We start from the raw sequence: 23,334 nt of genomic DNA on the forward strand, positions 1-23,334 counted from the left end.
GCAGTACCGGAATTCAATCGGAACTCAACCGGAATTCAATCGGAATTCAATCGGAATTCAATCGGAATTCAATCGGAACTCAGTCGGAACTCTAGGAGCCGAAACCGTTGCTAATTCAAGGAAGCTGTGTAGTTGAACAATTGTTAACACGAGAGGAGGCAGCCAGACAATTGGAGCGATCAGTTGGAATTAGACAGTTCCAAAAGTATTTAGACTTAGCTTCTTTATACTTGCCAGAATTTGGGGATTTTCGAGACGAAGATAATGGGGGGCTAAACGGACGAGCGAAGTTGACAAACTGGCATTTACCTGTGCTTCAAAGAATTAGAAGTTACGTTTTAGCCAAAGGTTCTTTGAAGAAGGTGGCAATTGAATTAAAAAATCACCCCGAAAAGTTTTTAGGAGCATAAATCATGATTGTTAAAGAATTTGCACAAGCTCTCAATAAAGTACCAGGGAAGGTAGTTGATGAATTACGCCGTCAATATCCAGAGCAAAAATGGACGGTCGATTCACAAGTTCCAGAGGAGATTTTAGCTAGATTCCAAGATATTACCAATAGTGAGAGATTACAGCCTGAACAATCACCTATAGCAGATATACCCGAAGCTACAATCACCAAAGCTGATGAGGCAATTCAACAAGCCTCATACAAGTTGACTGCGGCTGATAAAGAGACTATTTCTGGTGCTATAGCTGTTCAAAATGAGCAATCTAAGATTTTGGGTGCATCAACTGGTGTCACAGGAGCTTTATTGTTCATGGAATCCTTGATTGGAGCCAAGGGGACGGTGTTGGATGCCTTTGCTGAACAATCCATGTTGGAAGTTGATAACCAGATTACCGAGATAGATCAGAGTTTGATTAATTTGGCAGAAGAAGCCTCAACTAGACTGGGGGAGTCGATCCGAAAAAAGGAACAACTCAAAGTACGACTCAATTCGTTACGGGAGAGAGTCAGTTCAATGGGGACACAGATCCGATTTTAGAAGCTTATAAAACAGTGGCGGCATTGTTACAAATCCAAAATGAAACTGTTGCCACTGTTGCCGAAATCCGACTGCTTCAAGAACTATTAACTCATCAAAGGAAAAATCAGGACGTGGATATTCTCAGTACCGGATTGTTTGCTACTTCAGTTGTTGGCGCTTTAGGTGGCAGTGCATATCTCGTTGGTAGCGTTGTCGCTACTGGATTAATTGGTAGCGGGATATTCATTCCCTTGGCATTACTTGTTGGTGCAGGATTGACATTTCTGGGACGGGCATCAAGATGATAAGGAAAAGGGTGTGGGGTGTAGGGTGTAGGGTGTAGAAAAGAAATAAAAATCTGTCAATTCTTGGTTGTTGCCCAGTTTCAAAAAACATTAGGTTTGAAATGTAGCTTCCTACACCCTATACCCTATCCTCTACACCCTCTGAAAGTGATGGGTGGGAGTGTTTCATAAAACTGTTTCACAGAACTGTTTCATGAAACTGTTTCAACGGTTTCATCAGTGTTTCAGGGTCGTGAAACACCGTGAAACAGCATTCCCCCGCGTGAAACGTGAAACGTGAAACATGAAACAACAGTCTATTCCTTGCTCGAAAGCCATTATGAGCAGGATTGTTTCATAAAACTGTTTCACAGCACTGTTTCATGAAACGTTTCAACGGTTTCATCAGTGTTTCAGGGTCGTGAAACGTGAAACATGAAAAACGAAACAACAGTCCATTCCTTGCTCGAAAGGCGTTATGAAGGGTAGTGTTTCATCCAACTGTTTCACAGCACTGTTTCACGAAACTGTTTCAACAGTTTCATCAATGTTTCAGACTCGTGAAACAGCATAAAACAGTATTTCCGGCATGAAACATGAAACGCCTCATTAAAGATATGTGTGAAATATGTGAAAAATTTGTACTAAGAACGCGCCATAGCACAGCAGTCTCATGTATAAGAAACAACTGTACTTAGCTTTGGCTGGTGTTGGCATCTGTATGTTGCCTGTAATCATCCCCTTAGTACCCAAGTTAGGGGCTTATGCAGAGCTTCAACGGCTAAAAGCCTCAGAAGAATTAGAACGTTCCCGCATAGAAGAACGGGCTAAAACCAGTGATGCCTTGTATGAGGCGGGAGTGATGCCCACAACTCGGAAACTGAGAATTACCAATTACTTTGATAGCGCTAAACGCAATCCCAGACCAGACACAACCTTTTATCAAGATGATGAGATTGTTGATGTCTTTGACGCAACGGGTAGGTGTATTGGGCGGATTGAAGAAGGAATTTGGAAGTGGAAGCACAAAGCCAAAGGAATCTGTAAAAGCGTTCAAAATATCAAACAAAGTAGGAAAAAGTAATGGCTAATGGTTCATCAAGTGCAGAAAGTAATAGTACTAGTAACAGCGATGGTAAGCCCAAGAATAACAAGCGATCGCTTGGTGAAATCATCGATTTTTGTGCCAAGGCTGTTGTGATGATTGTCGGCTTACCCATTAGGGCAGCCGCCGCGATTGTCAATCAGTTTGTTGCTAATGGAGGTGCGGGTCGTGCGTTAGTTGGCGGGATTTTATTTATCGGCGGTTCCATGATTAGTGCTGATTCAACTTGGCAATTAATCTTTCAAGGCCCGCCTGTATGCCCGTGGTTTGAGCCGGCTTGGAATTGGCTAAATGTGCCGTTTGCACTGTTCAACCCGTTTTTTTACCTTGCATTTATAATTTCTATCGGTGTTCAGGTAATTGAAGCCCACGCCCTACGCGGTAAGAACCCAGACTCAGCGAGGCGGGAACTTCAAGACCACATGGTTTATGAGCTTGAAACCAAGCCTAGTGGCAAGATTGACTTGGTAGGCCAGCTGTGGCAAGACTACAAAACCGCAGGTACACGCGATCGCTCTAGTGCAGGGCTGGTTGTGATTGCGGTTTGGGTGTTCGATATTGTCACCACTTTTGCAGCTCGTAACCCATTTGAATTTACAGCCCCCTTCATAATTCTGGGCTGCATATTGTTTAACATCGGCACAATGATGGCGGGTGAAATTGGGTTCGCTATTTGGCGGTTGACAAAGGATTAGAACGGAAACCGCCCAAGAAACCAATCGCTGGAAAAGAGGGCGGCAACGTTTCACCAAGGGAGGCATTTATGCAAAGTAACAATATCCCAAAAATTACAACTAAAGAAACTGAACATTTGCGATCGCAATATCCTAATTTGTCTCATTTGGAAGCCGGAAATATTGCCCAGTGGCTGCGAGAGAGAAAAGATGGATTATTTGAAATGGCACGGGCATCTGAGAACGAAGCAGACATGACCCGTGTACTTGGTTTGTTGGCTTCTGGGATCGGAGCGGTTTGTTATGCGGTCAATCCACTGGCGCTAGTTGGTGGTTTAATTGGCGGCGCTGCATGGCTATGGTTTGTTGTCGAACACTCCAACTGCACTAAAGAAATTGCCCCCTTGCCTTTTGTACGTGGTAATTTTGTAGACGCTCTAGCTCGTGCCGGGGATTATGATGCTAGAAGCAATTATCAAGCGGATCATCTTGCTAATACCGTTAAATTCCTAGAACGACAATCAGCACAAGAGTACGCCTTTCTTCATGCTGAGTTTGAAAATATTGTCCAGTATTTAACCCAAGTTGAACCAGGAAAACGTTTTTATGCTTATCGCTGGATGTTTGGCTGGTTTGGCAAGCTTTTGGGTCGTCAGCTACCGACTTATGAAAGCATGGCTCTCCATTTACAGGATGTGACAATTGACAGCCGAGTGAATCGGTCGGAGATAAGTGCCATTGCACAGGCAAACGTCCAGTTACCACCGACCGTAGATATCAAGCAATTTCAATCACCGACTGTAGATATTGGCAAGATGAACCAAGCTGCGGAGCTTTCTAGACCGACAGAGTTACAGTCATCTTCCTCTGATGAGCTTGTACCAGACACTATAATTAATCTCCCTCTAGTTAATAGGGCAAACGCACTCATCGCTGCTTTAACGAAAAGTGGTTTTCAAGTAGAAGATATGATGAGTTCCCAAGTCATTGCGATCGCTGGTACTCAGCGAGGTGGCAAGGGAACCTTAGCAGCAATTTTGGCAACATTATCTTTATCATTAGATGCAGGATTAAACACCCAATACTTTACAGCAGGCGTGGACGTTTACCCCTTTAGTTGCAATCTGATTTCTGCTCTTAAATACCCTGAAAAAGATGCAGACGATGCAGATAAACTAGTCGCCCGTGACTTGCTTAGATTTCTTAAAGGCTTAGATGCAAGTGAACCTTACTCACACAAAAACTTACTGTTAGTGATTGATGAGGCGATGCGCTTGCTGTCCCTACTTGATGAGAGCGATCGCACTTGGGCTATTCAATATTTACTTTCTCGCTTCGCTAAATCTGGTGGTACATTAATTATCGTGCTGCATGGCTCCAACCTGACAAGCGTGGTCGGTAAAGCTACGGCTGGGCTGGCAGATACCTTTAAGCAATCAGTTAACTTTATTGGTTGTGTAGCTCAAGCAGTTAGCGCTGGTGGTCTACGCAAAATGAATGTTGCTAGTGGAGAATATTTTAAAGCCAACCCTAACAACTTTGGAGAACCTGTTAGCGGTGGCAATCTGGGCATGATTCCCGAATGGCTAAAGACTTACAAACACCCAGGTAATGGGCAACCAGATCCAGCCAGAACATTACTTCAATTCTTCCCAGAATTAGTTCAACAGCATGAAAAGGCAGTCATACCTAGAGGGGAGAAAATTGCGCCATCAGACGCAGTTAATCATTTGGAGTCCATTTTTTCAAAGCCTTATCAAGAACTGGAATTTCTGGAAGTAGAAGAGAGTAGTATTTCTGAGGCTGATTTAGACCAAATTGTGGCGATCGTTGCAGCTACTGTTAGCCCTCCAACTTCTTTTGCTGCTATCAGAAACAGCCGTAAGTGGGGCGACGAGAAAAAGAGTGTTCTTTACTTGAGGAATGCCTTGTCACAATTAATTGACAGTAACCGATTGTGCGGAAATGAGAAAGATGGTTTCAGCGTAACTAATATTAACCAGTAACATTCGTCACAGTTCCCGTTGAGTTCCTGTCGAGTTTCTGTCGAGTTCCGGTATTCTTACATATCAAAATTCCCTCTTACCTCAAAGCAGACGCGGCTCTTTTCTACCGTCGAGACAACTATAGATTCGGGTTAAATTTCAAAAATCTCTTTAGCACAAGGTATTACGACGTTGATAATGGCTTTGCCTTAATTCCTGGAGCACCTTTTACAGTTTTAGGAACGCTGTCAATCAATTTCTAAATAAGCTGGGGGGCAGTATTGAATGTCACATAATGTTGTGATCGGGCAATATGTCCTCTGCATTTTTGATGATTTTGAAGAGATAACCACTTAGTCCAATTAATATACCTAATAAACCAAGAATAAAAAGGACTAAACCCATTCCAGCACCAGGGCCAATACCTATGATTCCGCCGAATATAAGTACAATGCTACCTCCTGGCTGCATTGCTGGCTCAAAAATGTAGTCAGTTAGTGGCCCTGCAATAATTATGGCTAAAGGCATAGTAATTTCTCCTATCTGCCGTTGCACGCCAAAAACACGCCCTTGCAAATCGGGTGATACCTTGGCTTGCCAGATAGCTTGATTACAGCCATATATAATCGGGGGAAAGAACTTAGTAAAAAAAGCGGCTGTAGCCCAAACAGGAAGGTTTTGTCCCAGTCCCATCAGCATTGTACCCAGTAAACTAGTAAATGCTATCCCAAGCAAAACCCCGTGTATTTTACGCCTCGGGCCACCCCAATAGCCCATCAACAAACCGCCAGCTATTCCCCCAATACCAAAAGCTGAACATACACTTCCAAAAATGAGTTGATTGTTGTTTGTACGAGCCAAAATCATGGGTGCAAACAGAGCCATATAAAAGCCGAAAGTAACATTGATAGTGAAGAAAATAAGTACAAGTCCGCTAAAGCTGGGACGCTTAAAAATGTAGCGAAATCCGTAAATAGAATCTTGCCATAAACTAACGCTGCTCACTTTTTCAACACCTGTTTTTTCTGGCTGCGGAATATGGATGAAAAGCAATGCACTTATTGCTATTAGAAAAGTAAATATATCAATGGTCATAATACCTTTAATGCCAATTACTGCAAACAAAAAGCCTGCCAACAAAGGAGCAAAAACACCCGAAATAGACTCCCAAAGTGAGAGCATACCGCTAGCTCGACTGTATTGCGCTTTTGATAGCATTAAGCTGACAGCAGCATAATAGGCAGGAAATTGAAAAGATTCAAATATTGAAGTAATAGCTGTGGTTAGATATAAATGTTTAACTTCTAAAGTGTTAGTAGCATAAAGTATCAATAAACAAATTGTTCCCAAACCTGCGCCTAAGTCGCTGATAAATAAAATTAGTTTTCGATGGCAGCGATCCACGAGCGCGCCAGCAATAGGGCTGAGTAGTATAGATGGCATAAATGAACAGAACAACACTAAAGCTGTAGCTGTGACTTGTTGGGTGATTGTGTATGTCCAGATGGTAAGAGTAAAGCGGGTCATAGCAGTACCCAACTGTGAAATCACCTGACCAAACCAGATAAGTGTAAATCCCTTCATACCAGTTAGTAGCTTCGCTTTACTCATCAAATTTCTCTCTTGCGATGTGTGGCAACTATCCGTAAAGATGGCTCTAAGACTGCTAATACTTTGAAATGGGCGTCACCAAATGCTACAACCGAACGATTGATGAAATGAGCAATCGCACTGTCTCCATGAAGTATTCGGCTAGGCTCTCAATAGTGGACTGTCGATGAATATTCTCGCTATAGATGAAATTCATTTCCAGTCTGTCCTCAGATATTACCCCGATGACATCTAGTAAATGCGGCCGATTTCCTTGTTTCTGCTTAATTGTTCCGGGAGATTCTGGGGCAAATTGAAATAAAGAAGCTTGAGAAAAATCTACTTGACCAAAGTAGTTGAAAGCAACTTCGGGTTGAGGTAAAGACCTTAATTTTTGGGCAACTTGAATATCTGAAGTAAGATAACGAACAATACCATAGCCAATACCTCGGTTGGGAATGCATTGAATTTGGTGTTTGACCATTCGCAATATATCTTCTAAAGTATCTTCATTGCCCATATCTAAAAACACAGGATAGATGCTGGTAAACCATCCCACAGTGCGAGATACATCTACATATTCTAAAATTTCCTCGCGCCCGTGACCTAAGAAGTTGAGCAACAGAGAACTTTCGCCTGTCCACCTGGACATGGCACATAATAAGCTAGCCAACAACACCTCTTGAGCTTGAGTGTCATAAATAGGAAACTCCCGCAGCAACACATGAGTTTCTTTTTCATTGAGAAACCTGGAAACAGTGTGCCTAGAATACTCAGTGTTAATGCCTTGAGGATAGTCCACTGGCAAAGGGTTTGCTTGTTCGGGAAGAGTTTCTAGCCAGTAGGACAACTCTTGCTGAATCTTATCTGACTGGGCATATTCGGTCAGTTGTTTAGACCATTGCTGGAAAGAAGTACTTTTAGGGGGAAGCTGAATAGGTTTACCGCAACTAAGCTGTTGATAGACCGTTTGGAGATCCTCTACCAAAAATCGCATCGAAACCGCGTCAATTACTAGGTGATGGGCAACTATTAATAAAAGGTCTGACTTTTGGGAATCGAGTTCAAAGAGAACAACCCCTATCAGTGGTTCTTGGGACAAGTCGAAGCTAGCCAGTAACTCTGCTGCCGTTGCATCGATTGCTTGTTGGCGATTGATCGTTGATATGTGCGATAAATTAATTCGCTCAAAAGCGATCGCTCTCCCAGGACTGGCGTTATACTGCTCCCAGCCAGAAATATTTCGTTCAAAGCGCAAGCGGAGAGCATCGTGGTACAGCAGTAAATGTTGGAAAGCAGCTTCCAGCAGAGAGACATCTACTTTTTGCCGCACCTCCAGCAGCCATGTCAAGTTCCAAGGATAAGAGTTTGGTAAATCCAGCTCCAATAAAAAGTGCTGGATGGGAGTGAGGGGAACCAAACCCGTTACAGGTTCCTGTTCGGTGCAGATTGCCGTCGCCGTGCTAGCTACTGCTGCTACCTCAACAATGGTTGGATGCCCAAACATCTGTCTGGGTGTTAGTTGAATACCTGCTTGCTTGGCAAGAGCGATCGCCTGCATAATTAAAATTGAATTTCCACCCAAAGCAAAGAAGTTGTCGTAAATGCCTATAGGTTTGACAGCAAGCACCTCAGCCCAAATTTCCGTTAGTATCTTCTCTATGGGAGTGCGAGGTGCCGCATATTCAGTGCGGCTACGCCCTAATGTGATAGGAATTTCTAACTCAAATTCGCCCTTAACTTGCTCAGGTGCTGGTAATGCCCGCCGATCCACCTTGCCGTTAGATGTTAGTGGCAGGGCATCCAATACCATGAATGTAAAAGGAATCATGTACTCAGGCAACTTCTCGCTCAAGAAGTCGCGCAGTTCGTCAACGTTAGGGGCTGGCTTTTCCACGGGGACTACATACGCCACCAAACCCTTATTGCTTTGCTGTTGAAATACCGTAACGACAGCTTGATGCACAGCCGGATGCTGCACCAAAGCCGCCTCAATTTCTCCTAACTCAATACGGTAGCCGCCGACTTTAACCTGGTAATCTTCCCGTCCTAAAAACTCAATCTGACCATTTGGTAAATAGCAACCTAAATCCCCTGTACGGTACAAGCGACTACCAGTAACGGGATGAGTGATAAAGCTACTAGCAGTCTTTTGTTCATCCCGCCAGTAACCTTTTGCTAAACCAATTCCCCCGATATATAGCTGTCCGGGAACCCATACAGGACAAGGTTCTAGTGCTTCATTAAGGATGTAAAATTGCTGGTTAGTCATCGGACAACCGTAGGGGATGCTTTTCCAGGTTGAGTCAATAGTTTCAATCGGGTAAAGAATTGACCAAACCGAGGCTTCGGTAGCACCTCCTAGACTAATAACTTGAGCGTTTTTAGCCATAGCTTTAATTCGAGAAGGTAAAGTAAGTGGCAGCCAGTCTCCACTCAGAAGTACCAGACGTAAAGAGGCCAACGAAAATTCTGAGCGCCCATAGGCATATTCTACTAACATCTGCATTTGGGCTGGTACTGAGTTCCAAACAGTAATTTGCTGATGTGCGATCGCATCCAACCAATAAGATGGATCTTTAGCGGCATTTGCTTGGGGAATGACAATTGTTGCCCCAGCAGCTAAAGTGCCGAAAATGTCGTAAACTGACAAGTCAAAACTGAGAGAAGAAAGCGCGAATACTCGGTCAGATGAGTTAACATCAAAACGTTTATTGATATCGAGGATGGTGTTAACTGCTCCGCGATGGTCTATCATTACTCCTTTAGGCATCCCGGTAGAACCAGAAGTGTAGATAACATAGGCTAAATCTTCGCTTTGCTGCACTGGATGCAAAGCTAGATCGTTCTTTTGCAATACCAATTCTTCTGTATCCACACAAATGCAGCAGACTCCCGCAGGCCACTCTAAGGTTTGATTGAGTTTTGATTGGGTAAGAATTAGTTGTACTTCTGCCTGTTCTAGCAGATGCGATCGCCGTTGAATCGGCAGTCCGGGATCGATTGGTATGTAAGCCGCACCAGCAACTAAGATGCCCAAAACAGCTACCACCTGCTCCCATCCTTTCTCCATAACTACAGCCACCAAAGTGTTTGGCTTTGCACCCAAATGCCGCAGTCGATGTCCTAATGCTTGTGAAAGGCTATGCAACTCTTGGTAAGTTAAGGTGCGGTTTAGTGCAATAATGGCGGCATGATGGGGATGCTGTTTTACCTGAGACTCAAATAAAGTGTGCAGCAGCGAATTTGGTGCTGGTGCTGTTGTAGCGTTGATGGCAGCGAAAAGCTCTAGTTGACTATTTGGCAACAGTTGCCGTCTAGTTTCCAACCAAGCTGATTCATCATTAGCCAAACGAAACAGAAAACCATAGTAAGCTTCAAACATATCATCTAGAAGCCCACCAGGAAAAAGTTCCTCGACAGCATCCCAGTTACAAACTAAAGTCTCTTCTTCCTCATAAACTTGATGATCTAGCCAAACTTGAGGTGTTTGGGTGATGCTGTAAACTACCGAGCCAAATGGGGCAAATGGGTCAGTATTCTGTCCAGCTTCTGTTAAGGTAAGGGTGCTGGTAAATACGACTGGCATCAAAGCTTTTGATTCCTTATCTTGAATGCAAGCCAATTCTCGCAACACCTGCACTCCGTCAAAATAGCGATGATCTAAATCTGACCAAAGTTGCTCTTGTATGTTTCGAGCATGGGTTACAAAGGAGTCTAAAGTTGAGTTGTCTACAGCAAGTAAGCTTAATGTCGTGAAATCACCAACAATTTTGTTGACTTCAGGATGCAGGGGTAGGCGATTAAATAGCGTTAGGTTGATGGTAAACTGAGGAAATTTGCTCCAGACATTCAGAACTTCGGCAAAGGCAGCTAATAGAACTCCTGATGGCGTTAAACCGACCTGATTGGCTCGTGTTTTCAGTTGTTGCCAGATTTCTGGTTGTAGGGTTGCACTCCGACGCACGAACCGAGGGGAATGTACCAAGCTGGGATGTTTAGCCAAAGGTAATTCGGGTGCGGGTGGAAGGGTAGGAATTCGCCTCAGCCAATAATTCCGCGATCGCTCATACTCACAAGAACCTTGCAGTGCGACACAAGCGACAACATAATCTCGGAACGATACCGCGATCGCACCTAGAGGAGCATCGGCATCTTGGTAGAATTCCCAAAGTTCTTGTAATAAAACTTGCAGACTCCAGTCATCGCCAATTAACAAGTCGAAGCTGATATGTTGACGAATACACCGCTCATTTAATATAGAAACACGAATGTCAAATAAAGGCCAGCAATCAGTTGGCAGTATTTGATGAGACATTTCCTGACGAGCCGCTGACAATCGCGAAGCTGCTACCTCTGGACTTTCTTTGCACAGATCCAACACTTGAATTTGATAAGGTGGTACAAAGTCCAGAATTTGCTGTTCTCCAGAAGATAAGACAATCGTTCGCAGCATTTCGTGACGTTCGATTAACCGCTGCCAAGCTTTTTCATATCTTTCTAAATCTAAATCAGCGCTTTCAACTTCCCAGTAAGCATGAGCTGCTACATTGCCCAATTCCAGCGTTTCGCTGCGACCGATCCAATAAGCTTGTTGAATGTTAGTAAGTGGGAAAGGTTGATGCCGTTTTTCTGGAGCAGATATTATGGGAGTAAGTGATTGGGTTTGCGAAAGTTCTATTCCTTCTTCTGCAAGTAAATATGCGAGAAGCTCACGCTCTTCAGTAGAAAGTTCATTTCCGTCTGCAAAGCTTTTGATATTCATTAAACTCTAGCTCCCCTTTTCTTTTCCTGAAGCGTCTGTTTGATGTCTTGAGCAGACATATTCTTGAGCCTTTTTAAAGCTTTAGCAACCTTTTCGGTTTGTCCTGGCTTTGGTTCGTTAGTAATAATGACCTGTGACAAATCTGCAATATTAGTTGCTTTAAAAAGAGTACGAAGAGGTAGTTCTACCTGGAAGGTATCACGCAACCTAGAAACTAACGGCAAGGCAAGCAAAGAGTCTCCCCCTAGTTCAAAAAAGTTGTCGTATATGCCTATTTTTCTTATACCGAGCAATTTTTCCCAAATCTCAGTAACAGTTTCTTCAACCTCATTTCTCGGAGCAATGTAGGAATTTGATAAACTCGGTCTGGGGTGACTCGACGATGAATTTAATTCTTGGGAATCTTTGACTTCTTGTAAAGGTTTAAAGTTAATCCATTGGTCAATTCTAGCTTTTAAATCTCCTGTAGAAATGACAATTTGAGCCGGTGCATTTATGGCTAAAATACGTTGTAAAACTTCCACCCCTTCTGCAAGTGTCATGGTTAATTCAACCATACCTGCCCCTAAACCTATAGTTGTTGGTTTTTCTTCTTTAAATCGCCAGTTGTCCCAATTTACATTCAACCAAGGGAAAGAGTGGGTTTGATTACACTTATAAGCAAAAGCATCAACGAATATGTTGGCGGCAGAGTAGGCTATACAACCTAATCCTCCTAAAACAGATGATACGGAAGATACCAACAGACAAAAATCAAGTTCTCTTCCTTGCAATTCTTGTTCTAATACTATTAATCCGCGTCCCTTCGCTTGAAACTGTTGTTCACACTCGGTTTTATCTGTTTCTTGGATAGAGCGAAATGACTTTTCTCTGACAATGCCTGCGGCATGGATGACTCCATGAAGCAAACCAAATTGTTCGTATGTCTGGGTAATGACTGCTTGCATTTGGCTGCGATCGCCCACATCTGCGTTCTTCACCAAAACTTCGGCACCTAATTTTTCAAGTGCTTGCAATTTCTGAATCTTGCGGCTGATTTCATCCTGAGAATGGTGAGTTTCCAGCCATTTTTTCCACTCGTCTTTTTTGGGAAAAGGCGATCGCCCAACTAATATTAGTTTGGCTTGCACGGTTTTTGCTAGATGTTCAGCAAGTACCAAACCAAGACCTCCTAGCCCACCTGTGATGAGATATACTCCATCTTGGCGCAGCCTTGTTTTGCTCCCAGTATCATCCAGTCGGATTGGTTCAAAAATTTGCACCCATCGATGATTTCCCCGGTAAGCAACAACTAAGTCAGACTGCGCTGCTGTAAATTCGGCTATAAGTTGCTTGACTAGCTTATTTTCCTGGGAAGTTTTGATTTCAGGAAGCACAATATCAATGCTGCGGCAAGTTATATTGGTATATTCTTGAGGAATAACTTTACACGGGCCTAATAAAGTCGCCTTTTCTGGAGAAAGTACTTCTTCTTCTGTCACTCCTTGCATATTCGCCGATACGACTTGGATTTGCAAAGAATCGGTAAGATTTCTATCTTTAAATGCTTGTACAAAATAAAGTAGGCTGTAAAAACCAAGTTCCTGAGAGCTTTCAAAAAATTCAATTTTAGATTGTTTCTGCTGATGTGGTTGAATACTCCATAGGTGGGTAACTATTTGGGGAATTTTTTTTAAGGTACAAAGTTCTTTTAGTAAGCTATCGTAGTCTTGGCGCGATCGCGGATTGATAATATACACACCATCGTCAACTTTGCGAAACTCCTCCCCAATCATCACTTTAATGACAGTCTGCTTTTCTTGCGCCAAAAGTTGGGCGATTTGCTCTCCCAAACCGCATTCATCCACAAACATTAACCAACAACGTTTTACGCTTTCTAATTCTCCCGGTTGAAATAGAGGTGCAATGGAACGTTTCCACGATGGAATGTAAAACCAGTCGGCGATGTCAGGCTTTTTGCTTAATGATACTGAGCGATTAGTTTCAGCTTCAGATAATTTTTTCGGTTCAATCCAATAACGCTGACGTTCAAATGGGTAAGTTGGTAAGGGTAGGCGATGACGTTTTTCGTTAGCATAAAATTTCGACCAATCTATTAGCTTACCCTCAAGCCAGAGTCTGCCTAATGTATTTAATATAAATTCTATATCTGACTGTTCTTCTTGAGGATGTCGCAACGAAGAAAGCACAATTTGGCTGGGTTCTTGTTTGAAATGCTGTTTTGTTAAACTGCTTAATGTTCGCCCAGGGCCAAGTTCTAATAAAATTTGTTTCGGGTCTTTTAACAACTCTTGTATTCCAGAAGAAAACTGGACTGTGCAGCGCAAATGTTTCGCCCAATAGCTGGGGCTTGCTGCTTCTGTTGCTAATATCCAAGTGCCTGTAAGATTGGATAAAAAGGGAATTTGAGGAGGGTTCAGCTTAACTTTTTTTACCAGTTCGGTGAATGGATCTAAAATAAAATCCATCATAGAAGAATGAAAAGCATGGGAAGTATGCAAGCGGCTGAATTCCAAACTTCTCGTTGCCAACTCATCTTCTAATTGGGCGATCGCTTCTACTGCACCAGAAACAACACATCGAGATGGTGCGTTTATTGCTGCTAAGGAAATTCCTTCTTTTAAGAAAGGTTGCACTTCTGCTGCTGACAAGGAAACAGAAAGCATCAAACCAGGAGGCAATTGCTGCATCATTTTTCCTCTAGCTGCTACCAATGCCAAGGCATCTTCTAAACAAAAGACACCAGCGAGACAAGCAGCTACATATTCTCCAATGCTGTGACCGATCGCAGCTTGAGGTTGCACTCCCCACGACATCCACAATTTAGCTAAAGCGTATTCAATGACAAATAATGCTGGTTGTGCAATTGCCGTCTGTTTTAGTTGCTGCGTTGCCTTATCCATATTTGATTCATTTGGATACAGCACTTGTCGCAAATCTAAATTCAGATGAGGTTGTAGCAGTTGACAGCAGCGATCGATTTCCTCTCGAAAAATTGGCTCAGTTTCGTAGAGTTCCCGCGCCATATTTACATATTGTGTTCCTTGACCAGGAAGCATAAATACAATTGGTCTTTCGCTTGGCTTTTGCAAGTGATGGGATTGCTGCAAATTTAAATTTTCCAATGCATTTACGGCATATTCAACGTTTTGGCACACCAACATCCGGCGATAATTGAAAACGCTGCGCCCCACTTGTAATGTGTAAGCTACATCGGCAAGATTGATATCAGGATGCTGTCTAAGATGTTGAGCCAAATTCTTAGTAGCAGTTTCTAAAGCCGAATCAGTTTTAGCTGAAAGTAGCAACAACTGAGATTTTCTCCCCTGCTCTCCTGCTCCCCTGCTCCCCTGCTCTCTTAAAGAGGGCGCTTCCTCTAAAACTATATGCGTGTTAGTTCCCCCAAAGCCAAAAGAACTAATACCTGCACGACGGGGAGTACCGTTTGCCTTCCATTCAGATAGAGAAGTGTTGACGTAAAATGGGCTATTTGCGAAATCTATTTGAGGATTTGGCTTCTGGAAATGCAGGCTAGGTGGTAGTAATTTGTGTTTGAGAGATAAAACAGTTTTAATTAAACCAGCGATACCAGCAGCTGCATCTAAATGTCCGATATTAGTTTTGACAGAACCGATAGCACAGTATGGTTTCTGATTAGCATTAGTAGGAAAAACTTTAGAAAGAGCAGCAATTTCAATTGGATCTCCTAAAGGAGTTCCGGTTCCATGAGCTTCAACATAGCTAATAGTTTCGGGTTCTATTCCTGCTACAGACAAAGCTTCTGCGATCGCTTTTGCCTGTCCGTCAACGCTGGGTGCTGTGTATCCAACTTTAGAAGAACCGTCATTATTGATAGCAGAACCTTTGATTACTGCATGAATGCAATCACCATCTGCAAGAGCATCTTCCAATCGCTTCAAAACGACAATTCCCAATCCATTACCGCCAACAGTTCCTTGTGCTTTAGCATCAAATGCGCGGCAATGTCCGTCTGGGGAAACAGCTCCTCCTTCTTGATAAAGATAACCGAGTTTTTGCGGAACTTTAATCGAAACTCCACCAGCCAAAGCCATATCGCATTGATAATCTAATAAGCTTTGACAAGCCAAGTTTACAGCAACTAATGAAGTAGAACAGGCAGTTTGAACGCAAATACTAGGCCCGTTAAGGTTTAATTTGTAAGAAACACGGGTAGCTAGATAATCTTTATCGTTACCAATCAAAACTTCAACAAATTCTGAAGGTTTTCCTAGTTTCCATTGCGATCCCAAGTTTAATAGTGAATAAGTGTTAATTCCTGAACCAGCATAAACACCGATTGCTCTTTGATAATTTTCAGGAGTATAGCCAGCATTTTCCAAAGCCTCCCAAGCACACTCCAAAAATATTCGCTGTTGGGGATCTATAATTTCAGCTTCTTTAGGAGTCATCCTAAAGAATTGAGCATCGAATAAATCTACATCTTCTAAGACATATCCTGCTTTAACAAATTGAGGATTTTTTACAATGGCGGGGTCTATATTTTCCTCCATTTCCTCAGAAGAAAAAACCGAAATTGATTCAATGCCATTTTTTAGATTATGCCAAAATGTTTCAATATCTTTAGCTTTAGGAAAACGGCCTGCCATCCCAATAATAGCTATTCCGGTCAAATCCATTTCTTCTTGATTCATCATGGCTTTCCTCCAATAAACACAAAGCTTTCCTTAAACCTCCGCGTTCCTCTGCGTGAACCTCTACGATCCTTTGCGTTTAAAACTCTTTGTGAAGCTGCACTTGTTTAACGTACAGGTATGCAAAGATTAGCGCACAGGTACGCAGAGTTTTTCTAAAGGTTACGCTAAATACTATTCAACTTCTTATTGCCACTTCGTTGTTTTTGTAAAGCGGCTTCTTTTCGCTTTTGCCCTCGGTCATAACCTTCATTAAAAACAATATTTTTTGTTTCTTTTTGGCTTAAAGCTTGTGCTAAAGCACTGATTGTCGGATGTTCAAACATTGTGACTACTGGAAATTGCGTTCCCAGTTTTTCTTGCAATTTGGTATAAACTTGAATTGCCTTTAAAGAATTTCCGCCCAACTCGAAAAAGTTAAAGTGAATATCTACAGCACCTTCTAAGTTAAGTATTTGAGTCCAAATACTAGCAATTATTTGCTCTAGTGTATTTTTGGGGGCTACCAAAGGTTTGTTTGGATTTAATTTGATTGGACTGAGTTTATTAAGAGCTTGCCTATCTATCTTTCCGTTAGAGTTTAGGGGTAAAGTTTCAAGAGATATATAGGCAGAAGGAACCATATACTCAGGTAGCTTTTTCTTAAGAAAATTCCGCAATTCATCTTGCTTAAATTGCTTTTTAGTAAAAGGTTGTTTAGCAATTATTAAATGTTGTCCAAACAAATCATAAGGGGAACCGGATTGTGGGAAAGCAACAAAGTCTTCAAAGGCGTTCAATTGTAAAATACTTTGCCATTGCTTTACTGATAAAGTAGGTAAGTTTTCTTGGGTTCTTTCATCTTCATAACTGTTAAAGCCTTTGACAAAACCCATAGTAGTCATGGCTGAACAACTATACTCTGTTAACTCAATCAATAAAAGGAAACCTTGAGGAGCTAAAAGAGAGCGAACATAGGATAAAGTTGTTTTTAAGTTGCGAGCAACGTGCAAAACATTGGCAGCTACAATTACATCAAAACTTTGCAATTGATAGCCTTGTTCTTGGGGATTTTGATCAATATCTAATCGCTTGTATTCAACAAAGGAATATTCTCTGAATTTTTCCTTAGCTAAATTACTGAAAAATGCAGAAATATCAGTATAAGTGTAAACGGTGCGATCGCCTGGTAAAACTGACAACAACGATGCGGTTGTGCCACCTATACCTGCTCCAATTTCCAAAATTCTTAATGGCTTTTTTAAAGGCCATGTTTTTACCAAAGATTTCATTACTTCCCTGGCAAGGCTATTGAAATAAGCAGCAGTAGGAAAGGATTGATACAAACTTTCTACTGTATCTAAACCACCTTCAGGAAATAATAAATCTAGCGGGTCTATTTGTCCTTTTAGTAGCCCCAAATTATTATCAAGATAGCGCTTGAGATAATTCACAAAATTTTGCCCTTGAGGGATCGAATCAGCATATTGTTTGACCTGATTCCAAATAATATTTAAAGAATCTGTTTCTAAAGAAATATGGTTGACGAAAGTATCTCGTTCTTCTCTCTGCAATAGCCCTTCTTTTTCCAGGACGCATAACCACTGCCCTAATAGTTTTCGGTAGTGAGGTTGAATCTGGAATTGATTTATTAAACTATCTAGGGAATGCTTTTCTTGGGGATGGATATAAACGCCCAAACTGGTTAAGGTAAAACGCATATAGGCAGTACTCAAACGCTCTATAGCTTGCAAAAGAACTGATAATTTTTGGATATTTACTCCTTCTGGCTCTTTTTCCGCTTGTTGATAACCTGAATTTACCAGAGATTTCCAGACTTGTTGTATCTGTGAAAAATTTGTATCTTCCATTTCAAAAAGTGTGGATTCTTGTTCTCGATCTGGAAGCACATAAGCCACTAGTTGCTTATTTTGTTGTTCGCCAACTGCCGCGACAACAACTTGATGTATCGCCGGATGTTGCATCAAAGCAGCTTCAATTTCTTTTAATTCAATGCGATATCCACCAATTTTTACCTGATAATCTTCTCGCCCAATGAATGAAATATCGCCATTTGGTAAGTAGTAACCGAGGTCTCCAGTACGGTAAAGCTTTCTTTTAGTTACTGGATGAGTGATGAAGCTAGTAGCAGTCTTTTCTTCATCCCGCCAATAGCCTTTAGCTAAACCAATTCCTCCGATGTATAATTGTCCTGGTATCCACACAGGGCAAAGTTCTAAAGATTCGTTAAGTACGTAGAATTGTTGGTTAAGCATTGGCCGCCCGTAAGGGATATTTTTCCAAGACGGATCTACATTTTCTATGGGGTAGAGAATTGACCAAATTGATGCTTCGGTAGCACCTCCTAAACTAATAACTTGAACGTTTTTAGCTATAGCTTTAATTTGAGCGGGTAAAGTTAATGGCACCCAATCCCCACTGAGTAAAACTAAGCGCAAACAATCTAAAACTGAGACACGTCTTGAAGCATATTCCACCAACATCTGCATTAAGGCGGGTACTGAATTCCAAATTGTCACTCGTTCTTTTTCAATCAAATTCCACCAGATTGAGGGATCTTTAGAAGCATCTGTTTTAGGAATGACAATTGTTGCCCCAGCAGCTAAAGTGCCGAAAATGTCGTAAACTGACAAGTCAAAACTGAGAGAAGAAAGCGCCAAGATGCGATCGCATGGATTAACACCAAAGCGTTGATTAATATCCAGGATAGTATTAACTGCACCGCGATGGTCTATCATTACCCCTTTGGGCAAACCCGTAGAGCCAGAAGTGTAAATAACATAGGCTAAGTCTTCGCTTTGCTGTACCGGATGCAAAGGCTGGTGATTTTCAGATAGTGGTTCTTCAATGTCTACACAAATTCTTTGTACAAAGGCAGGCCATTCTAAAGTTTGATTCAGTTTAAATTGGGTTAAAACTAAGCTTACTTCTGCTTGTTCTAATAAATGCGTCAACCGCTCATTCGGTAATGCTGGCTCGATGGGTACGTAGGCAGCACCAGAAGCTAAAATGCTTAAAACAGCTACTACTTGCTCCCATCCTTTTTCCATGACAATGGCTACCAAAGTATTAGGTTGTACGCCTAATTGTCGTAAACGATGACCTAGTGCATTCGAGTATGCAAATAACTCTTGATAGGTGAAAGTGAGATTGGGTGCAACAATAGCTAAATGATGGGGACGCTGTTTAACCTGAGTTTCAAATAAGCTGTGTAGCAGTTGATTTGATATGGATGTTGTTGTAGCGTTGATAGATTCAAAAAGCTCAATTTGGGCATTTGGTAACAGTTGCTTTCTGGTTTCTACCCACGCTAACTCATCAGTTGCCAAACGCTGCAAAAGATTGCAGTAAGCTGCAAACATATCATCGAGAAGGCCATCTGGGAAGATTTTTTCAACAGCATCCCAATTAAACATTAAAGTTCCAGCTTCCTCATAAACTTGATGATCTAGCCAAACTTGGGGTGTCTGGGTGATGCTGTGAACTACCTTTCCAAATATTGCTAATGGATCAACATCTGTACTGGTTGTTGGTAGAGACAGTGTACTGGTAAATACAACTGGCATTAACGCTTTTGATTCCCATCTTTGGGTGCGTGTTAATTCCCGCAATACTTGAACTCCATCAAAGTAGCGATGGTCTAAATCTGACCAAAGTTGCTGTTGTATTCGCTGGGCGCGAATTTCAAACGAATTAGGGTTAGAGTTGTCTACAGTCAGTAAGCTTAATGTAGTGAAGTCGCCAACAATTTCGTTGATTTGCAGATGCAGTGGTAGACGATTAAATAAAGTAAGATTAATTGTAAACCGAGGATTTTTACTCCAAATAGTTAAAATTTCAGCAAAGGCTGCTAAAAGCACTCCTGAAGGAGTTAAGCCCATTTGAGAAGCGCGGGTTTTAAGTTGTTGCCAAATTTTTGGTTCTAACTTTGCACTCTGGCGTACAAACCGAGGATGAGTGATCGCACTGGAATGTTTCTGTAGAGGTAATTCGGGTGCGGGTGGTAAAGATGGTAATCTGTTGAGCCAATACTCTTTGGAACGTTGATACTGCAAGGAATTTTGCAGCGCCAGACAAGTATAAACGTAATCTCGAAATGATACAGATAGTGGAGGCAAGGAAGTATCGAGATTTTGATAAAGTTCAGAAAGTTCTTTGCCAAGAATTTGAAAACTCCAGTAATCGCCAATCAACAAATCAAAGCTGATGTGCAGTCGAATGCGCCGATTGTCTAAAACAGAAGCGCGAATTTCAAACAAGGGCCAAGTGTCAGTTGCAAATAGTTGATGCGACATCTTTTGGCGAATAGTTTCTAAATTAGAAGCAACTACCTCTGGAAGTTCCCTACGCAGATCCAACACTTGAATTTGATAAGATGGCACAGAAGCCAATATCTTCTGTTCTCCAGAAGCTAGGACGATCGCTCGCAGCATTTCATGACGTTCGATTAATTGCTGCCAAGCTTTGTTGTAGCGTTCCAAGTCTAAATCAATGCATTCTGTCTCTAAATAAAAGTGAGCTGCTACGTTGCCCAATTCAAACATCTGACTGCGACCTAGCCAGTAAGCTTGTTGAACATCAGTGAGTGGGAAAGGTTGATATCGTTGGTTTTCATGAGAAGCGATCGCAAATACTGTACTGACAATTTTCTGCTGAACTGCATTTTGCTCAATCCAAGCTGCCAAACTACTAACGGTGGATAATTCCAATAGGCGTTGCAAAGTTAGTTCCACACTGAAGGCATCATATACCCGGATTAGCAATTCTGTCGCTAGTAGCGAGTGTCCTCCTAACTCAAAGAAATTATCGTGAATACCAACCCGTTCAATACCGAGAACTTTTGCCCAAATTTCAGCTAATACTTTCTCTGGCTCAGAACGAGGTGCTATGAAAGCTTTCGCCAAATGCGATCGCGTAAAATCGGGAACAGGCAATGCAAGGCGATCAACCTTACCGTTGGGAGTTAAAGGCAGTGTCTCAAGGAATACAAAAGCTGAAGGCATCATGTGTTCAGGTAATTTTTGGCTCAAAAAGTGACGCAATTCACTGATACTAAGCTCAGATGATACTAAATAAGCCACCAAACGTTGTTCGCCAAAGACATCCTTTTGAGCTAAAACTACCACTTCTTGCACGTAGGGATGTTGTGCGAGTATAGCTTCAATCTCCCCTACTTCAATCCGAAAACCGCGTATCTTTACTTGCTGGTCGATGCGGCCTAAAAACTCAATATTGCCATCTGGAAGATATTGCGCTAAATCTCCAGTTTTATAGAGGCAATTAAATTTAGAATTCTCAAAGGGGTCAGATATGAACTTCTGGGCGGTTAAGTCTGGTCTTTTCAGGTAGCCTCTAGCTACACCTGCTCCACCTATGTATAGTTCACCCGGTACTCCAACAGGCACAGGATTTAACTGCTCATCTAGTAGATAAATTTGAGTATTGGCGATCGCACGACCGATAGGAATTGAATTCCTCAACTCATCGCTTTGACAATGATATACACTACTCCAAACAGTTGCCTCTGTCGGCCCATATTCGTTAAATAAAGTTGTCCGTGGAAGTATTTGATAATGGCGATCGGCTAACTCTCTCGAACAAGACTCTCCGGCAACAATGACAGTACGCAGCGAAACAAGCTGCTGTGACGACCCATGAGTTAGTAAGGCTTTGTAGAGAGAAGGAACGCTTAACCAATGGGTTATTTGGTATTGAGATATTAGCTTTTTTAACTGTAAGATGTCTTTGTGTAAACCCTCTTGAGGAAGTATAAGAGTTCCTCCACAGCAGAGCGTCCAGAAGATAACTGCAACTGAACTATCAAAAGCAAAAGATGAAACCAACAAAAAGTTTTTAACGGGTTCTTGGTAATAGGAAGTACGAGCAACAGTTGAATAAACTAAGTTGTTATGCGTTACCATTACTCCCTTGGGTTTACCTGTGGAGCCTGAAGTATAGATCGTATAAGCTAAGTTTTCTGAACTAACTGCACTGACAGGGTTTTCGTGGCTCTCATGTGCCATAACGCCGCGATTTAAGTCCAGACACACTACCTGAGCTTTATGTGTAGGGATTTTTGCCACTAGCTGCGCTTGAGTCAGCAATATTGGTACACAGGCATCTTCCAACATCAAAGTCAAACGTTCCTTTGGATATGTTGGATCTAGAGGTATGTAAACTCCACCCGCTTTGAGAATACCCAACAGTCCGACAATCATCTCTAGAGATCGCTCTACGCAGATGCCAACAAGTGTTTCTGGCCCTACTCCCTGCCCTTGCAAATAGTGTGCTAGTTGATTAGCGTATTGATTCAACTCTCGATAGGACAAGAACGCGATATCTTTTGTCTCTACGTTTTCAAAGATGACCGCAACAGCTTCCGGTGTCCGCTCTACCTGAGCCTCAAATAGGTGATGAATACACAATTTTGGGTAATTAACTTCAATGTTATTCTGCTGTTTAAGTAGGTGCATTGCTAGCTGGGCGAGGTTAGAATCTGGTGAAAAGTCAGCGAGACAGACAATGATTGCAAGGTCAGCCTCAATGCAACTTTTTAGCTCAATGATGCTCAAGGAGCCTAGTTCTAAACACTTTAAAGGTCGCTGAAGATCCACTTGAGATGGAGAAATTTTTAGCATTTTAGCCACCTGCGTTTGCAGATAAGACTCCAGCAAAATTTGCCGCTCTTCTAGTTCCATTATGAGAAAAGTTTCAAGTTAAATTGATTTTTGTCTGAACAGAGTATATAAGCGCTGTATTATGTAAATTTGGATTATTATAAAAAAGTAATCCAGTCAGGCATTACTCTTATTTAGCCACTAGGTATTGATTACTCAAAAGTCGAACTTTTTAGATTTATGGTATTGAAAACGTCTTTATAGCAGTAATGTAAACATTACCTGAAAACTTAATATTGAGATATTACTTGACGTTTTTTAACTAAAAAAACTTAAAAAATCCAAAAACTTATTTGGGCGATCCCTCGCGTCGATTTTTTGCAGCAAGTTGGAAATTGCTTCATTCTTAATTGGAATCGGCATATTTATTTCCTGATTATGAGGTTTGGCTTGCTGTTAGCTAAAGTCATAATAACACCATATCACTTGTCTTGGAATTTACAAGTCCTAAACTAAATAATATTAATGTATTTTTTTACTTCCCAGCCAAAGCATTCCTTCCCAACATCTTTCTCTATGGCTTTTTCACTAAATATTTTCGGGTTAAAATTAATTTTTTAATTAATTTTTACTATGAATTATTAAACTATTAATAACATTTTTTAATTAT

The 23,334-nt window shown here is 41.7% G+C and carries 10 protein-coding genes; 6 read left to right on the forward strand and 4 right to left on the reverse strand.

Annotation, left to right across the window (positions count from 1 at the left end):
• Positions 1-107: 107 nt before the first annotated feature.
• The 6 genes from RMY27_RS07015 (at position 108) to RMY27_RS07040 (ending at position 5,040) form a co-directional block, all read left to right on the forward strand.
• On the forward strand, positions 108-410 hold the full coding sequence (locus tag RMY27_RS07015; RefSeq protein WP_322661691.1) for a hypothetical protein: 303 nt from the start codon (positions 108-110) through the stop codon (positions 408-410).
• A gap of 3 nt (positions 411-413) precedes the next feature.
• On the forward strand, positions 414-989 hold the full coding sequence (locus RMY27_RS07020) for a hypothetical protein (protein ID WP_322661693.1): 576 nt from the start codon (positions 414-416) through the stop codon (positions 987-989).
• A 14-nt stretch (positions 990-1,003) separates the two neighbouring features.
• On the forward strand, positions 1,004-1,276 hold the full coding sequence (locus RMY27_RS07025; protein WP_322661695.1) for a hypothetical protein: 273 nt from the start codon (positions 1,004-1,006) through the stop codon (positions 1,274-1,276).
• A 652-nt stretch (positions 1,277-1,928) separates the two neighbouring features.
• Positions 1,929-2,339: a hypothetical protein gene (locus tag RMY27_RS07030; protein WP_322661697.1), complete on the forward strand. Its 411-nt coding sequence runs from the start codon at positions 1,929-1,931 to the stop codon at positions 2,337-2,339.
• A complete protein-coding gene (locus RMY27_RS07035; RefSeq protein WP_322661699.1) occupies positions 2,339-3,055 on the forward strand; it encodes a hypothetical protein in 717 nt (238 codons plus the stop codon). Before RMY27_RS07030 ends, RMY27_RS07035 begins: the two co-directional genes overlap by 1 nt.
• Positions 3,034-5,040, forward strand: coding sequence for a hypothetical protein (locus RMY27_RS07040; protein ID WP_322661701.1), 2,007 nt, complete (start codon positions 3,034-3,036; stop codon positions 5,038-5,040). The genes RMY27_RS07035 and RMY27_RS07040 overlap by 22 nt, the downstream gene beginning before the upstream one ends.
• Positions 5,041-5,307: 267 nt before the next feature.
• Here RMY27_RS07040 and RMY27_RS07045 read toward each other — a convergent pair whose 3' ends face one another.
• From RMY27_RS07045 to RMY27_RS07060, 4 genes are all read right to left on the reverse strand, one after another.
• Positions 5,308-6,630, reverse strand: a complete 1,323-nt coding sequence (locus RMY27_RS07045) for an MFS transporter (protein WP_322661703.1) — start codon at positions 6,628-6,630, stop codon at positions 5,308-5,310.
• Positions 6,631-6,715: 85 nt separating this feature from the next.
• Positions 6,716-11,374, reverse strand: coding sequence for a non-ribosomal peptide synthetase (locus tag RMY27_RS07050; protein ID WP_322661705.1), 4,659 nt, complete (start codon positions 11,372-11,374; stop codon positions 6,716-6,718).
• Positions 11,374-16,050 carry a type I polyketide synthase gene (locus RMY27_RS07055; RefSeq protein ID WP_322661707.1) on the reverse strand — a complete coding sequence of 1,559 codons (4,677 nt, stop codon included), beginning with the start codon at positions 16,048-16,050 and terminating at the stop codon, positions 11,374-11,376. Before RMY27_RS07055 ends, RMY27_RS07050 begins: the two co-directional genes overlap by 1 nt.
• A 164-nt stretch (positions 16,051-16,214) precedes the next feature.
• Complete coding sequence (locus tag RMY27_RS07060) at positions 16,215-22,745, reverse strand: non-ribosomal peptide synthetase (protein ID WP_322661708.1); 6,531 nt, start codon at positions 22,743-22,745, stop codon at positions 16,215-16,217.
• Positions 22,746-23,334: the final 589 nt, after the last annotated feature.

The sequence above is a fragment of the Nostoc sp. DedQUE09 genome (assembly GCF_034530915.1).
Lineage (GTDB): Bacteria > Cyanobacteriota > Cyanobacteriia > Cyanobacteriales > Nostocaceae > Nostoc.

Coding starts and splice junctions, on each gene's coding strand:
- RMY27_RS07050 (WP_322661705.1), bottom strand. CDS start 11,374: ATGAATATCAAAAGCTTTGCAGACGGAAATGAACTTTCTACTGAAGAG.
- RMY27_RS07060 (WP_322661708.1), bottom strand. CDS start 22,745: ATGGAACTAGAAGAGCGGCAAATTTTGCTGGAGTCTTATCTGCAAACG.
- RMY27_RS07030 (WP_322661697.1), top strand. CDS start 1,929: ATGTATAAGAAACAACTGTACTTAGCTTTGGCTGGTGTTGGCATCTGT.
- RMY27_RS07055 (WP_322661707.1), bottom strand. CDS start 16,050: ATGATGAATCAAGAAGAAATGGATTTGACCGGAATAGCTATTATTGGG.
- RMY27_RS07035 (WP_322661699.1), top strand. CDS start 2,339: ATGGCTAATGGTTCATCAAGTGCAGAAAGTAATAGTACTAGTAACAGC.
- RMY27_RS07045 (WP_322661703.1), bottom strand. CDS start 6,630: ATGAGTAAAGCGAAGCTACTAACTGGTATGAAGGGATTTACACTTATC.
- RMY27_RS07020 (WP_322661693.1), top strand. CDS start 414: ATGATTGTTAAAGAATTTGCACAAGCTCTCAATAAAGTACCAGGGAAG.